This is a genomic window from Micromonospora sp. M51 (genome assembly GCF_018070305.1).
GTDB lineage: Bacteria > Actinomycetota > Actinomycetes > Mycobacteriales > Micromonosporaceae > Micromonospora > Micromonospora parva.
Genome location: NZ_JAGPXZ010000638.1, coordinates 1 through 3,624 on the forward strand (window position 1 = coordinate 1; position 3,624 = coordinate 3,624).

Genomic DNA, 3,624 nt, shown 5'->3' on the forward strand with positions numbered 1-3,624 from the left:
AGCGATCCTGTGCCCGCTCACCGATGGCCAACTGGATCCGCCACCGCCGGCGCGGCCGATCCGTCTCCGTGCCGCCCGGCGGGATGCCGTCCGGGTCCGGAATCTGGGAGGTCTGCGAGGTGTCCGTCTCCTCGGTGAAGACCGGCCAGGCCAGTGTGAGCCGACTGTTGCGGTCGAAGGCGAGCAGGTGGTCGCCCGCGATGTCCAGCGGCACCCGCCGCCACGGCGTCCAGTACCGCTCCCGCTCGAACTGCCGGTGGTAGTACACCGCCGGGTCGCCGCCCCGGGTGCGGGCGAACACGTGCAGGAGATGCCTGTCGTGCTGGTAGTAGCAGGCCATCACGTCCAGGTGTGCCAGGTCGTCCAACTTCTCCAGGTACGCGATGGTGGCGTTCTCCACCGCCAGGTCGGTCAGCTCGTCCTGCTGCAACTGGTCGTCCAGCTCGCTGAACAGCTCCGACTTGTCGTCGCGCAGCTCCGGCTGGATCCAGTTCTCCGGGTACAGGAAGATCTTCCGGTTGGCCTCCCACACCCGATAGTTGGCCATCCAGTCCCACTGCTCCCAACCCGGGTCCTCGGTGACCGCCGCGACGCTGTCCGGTTCCAGTCCCAACAGGCAGCGCTGCACGAACAGTTGCACTGTGGCGTGCGCCTGCACGATGCGCGACGTCGCCATGCAGGCGCCCATCTCGACGTCGATGAGGAAGTTGTCGTACAGGTCGTTGGTGTCGCGCAGCGCCGGGTTCTCGGCCAGCAGGTACGCGACCAGCGCGTCGCGCTTGGCCACCCGCAGCCGGTCCTGCACACCCTGGAGCACCCCGAGCCACTCGGCCTCGGCGTACCGCGCCTTCAGGGCCTGCCGCATGGTGGCCACGCCCGCCGCGGTGGTGGCCGGCTGGCCCAGCGGCACCGCCGCCGCTACCGGCAGGCCCAGCCGGCGTAGCACTGTGAGCGCCTCGGCCAACCGCTGGACCGTCACCGGCGACCGGTACGCGGTGAGGTTCGCCGCCGACAGTTCGAGGTGGGTGTCCAGGTCGGCCAGCGTGGTGACGTCCCAACCACCGAGCTGCGCCAGATGGGTGTGGACCTGCGCGGCGGTGGTGCCGGCCACCAGGACCAGGTCGAACAGCCCGTACACCGTCCACGGCGCGGCCGCGTCCAGCGGGTTCGCCACCGGCGGGTAGGCACGGGCCAGCTCGACCCCGGCGGCCAACCGGATCCAGTCGGCCAACGGGGCCGGTGGCCGGCCGGTCTGGTAGGGCACCCGGTCCGGGGCCAGCCAGCCGAGCGACGCGGCGTTCGTCAGCAGCCAACCGAGGTCGGCGTCGGGCACCGTCAGGTGGTCGACGAGCCGGCTCAGCACGTGCAGCAGGCGCAGGGCCCGGTACTGCTCGTCGAACCCGGCCGGGGTGACCGCCGGCGGCGCCGGCGGCTCGTTCACCATGTCCACCAGCGCGTCGTCGGTGAGGACCGCGAGCAGCGGCCGGGTCAGCTCCGCACCGGCCAGCACCGTGGTGGCGGCGTCCGCCGAGAACCCGAAGGTGTCGGCCACCGCCGTCGTCGCCAGCTCCTGCTTGGTACGGGTGTACGCGTAGCTGGACAGCGCCGTGGTGATGGTCAGCAGCAGCGTGGTCTGCTGGGCCTCGGTGGGGTTGGCCACGATCGCCGCCGTTATCGGTGTGGTGTCCACCAGGGCGGCGAGCTTCGCGTCGACGAACTGCGCCGGGGTAACCGCCGCATCGGTCCAACTGCCGTCCACGACGGACACGAAGCCGGCCAGGTCCGCCTCGGTCATTCCGGGCACGGTGGCCAGCAGGGCCCGCATCCCCGGCAGGTTCTCCTCGGGCGGCGCCGCCGGGTCGACAGCGGGCCGGGTGCTCGCGTACGCGCTCTGGTAGGCGGCCTGCAACCCGGTGAGCACCGCCGTCAACGTCTCGTCCGGCAGGTCCCGCACGGCCAGGTCGTCGGCTTCGTGCCGGAGCAGGTAGCGCAGATCCGCCGGGCGGATGCCGGTGCCGGCCCGGGCGGCGTCGAACCGCTCGACGAAGACCAGCGCGGTGGCCGGTGCGGTGAGCGGATCCGACCCGATCAGATCCTTCATGATCAGGTACTCGGCGGCGGTGAGCCCCAGCGCCCGGGCCAGCAGCGTGCCGGCGTACACCGCGTGCAGGTTGGCGTTGCTGACGATCGCCGGGGCCGGCAGGTCGGCCACCAGCAGCGCGGTGTCCGCCGTCGTGGCACCCAGGCAGGTCGCCAGGTACGCCTCGTGCGCCGACAGCGGAGCACCCGAGCCGGGTGTGGTCAGCTCCGCCTGCTCGTTGGCGAGCACGTTGGCCGGCTCGAACGCCGCGAGGACCGGGCCGTTGGCCGCGTTGCGGAACACCTCGGCGTAGCGCGACTCGTCCAGCGGCGCGAACAGGTCGACCAGCACTGGCAACGGCAGCCCGAGCCGCGCCGCCAGCCGGTGCAGCGCCGCCACCGTGACCAGGAAGTCGTCGTCCAGTGCGCCACCGCCCAGCGCGTCGGCCCGGATCGCCCGGTCCAGCAGCTGCGGCGTCCAGCCGGTGCAGGCCGGCGCGCGCAGCAGGCGCAGGAACCGGTGGATCCGGTCCAGGCGCGCGTCGGTGAGCTGCTGGATCCGCTTCGCGCTGAGATCGGACCCGGTGTCCAGGTGCTTGACGAACATGACGTTCCCGGGATTGACCCAGGCCAACGCCAGCAGTTCGGTCAGCTCCCGATAGTCCAGGCGCGCCCGAGGAAGGAAATTGTCCACCCGGGCGATGCCGCCCAGAGCGCCGAGCGGCGCGGTGTTCCAGATGTCGTCCTGCGCACCCGGGTCGGCATTCACCACCAGGTTCCGCTGCGCTTCGCTGATCCCCAGTTCCTCGGCAGCGATGGCCTCGTCGCTCGGGCCGATCGGCCGCCGCAGCGCCCGCATCAGATCGGCCCGGGGGATCTCGAACTGGGCGAAGTAGCTGCGGGTCTCCTCGTGCGCCAGGTCGAACGGCAGGGTGAACGCGTACCGGCTGCCGGCCAGCACTGTGTAGGCGGCACCGTTCACGTACTGCGGCGCGGCCGCCAACTCCGCCGCAGTGCCGGTGCTCTGGCGCAGTCGGCGCACCAACCACCCACCGGACCCGTCCGGGGTCGCCTTGGCCACCACGCCGGTGTCCCGTACCACGCGGGCCCCGGCCAGGTCCGGCTCATACACCAGGGACCGAACGGTGAACGGCCAACCCAGGCCCTGCAACTGGCTCAGCAGCCCGGGCGACGGCGCCTCCACCGGCTCGACGCCGCCGCTCAGCGGGCCGGCGAACGCCAGACCGGCGTCCGGCGCCACCGCCTCCTCCAGCAGCTCACACACCACGTCCAGGTAGGGCAGCGGGAGGTCGGTGTTGTCACAGCTCAGATCCAGGTCACCGAGGTCCGGCCGGCGGCCGTACAACACGTCCCGGGCGACCTTGGTAGCCGGACCCGGCGTGTCGGCGTCGGTGACCAGCCGGTTGCCGAGGAACTGAAGGACGTCCACCAGGTACGCGGCGGCGCTGTGCACACTGCGGCACGGTTCGCAGTAGCTGGAGTCGGCGAGCCGGAACAGGCTGGCCAGGTTGGGAAAGTCGGCGC

At 71.7% G+C, this 3,624-nt stretch carries 1 protein-coding gene; it reads right to left on the reverse strand.

Annotation, left to right across the window (positions count from 1 at the left end; translation table 11 throughout):
* Positions 1-3,624 (reverse strand): neuraminidase-like domain-containing protein (locus KBX53_RS26090; protein ID WP_210862158.1); only part of this gene is annotated, 3,624 nt, incomplete at both ends.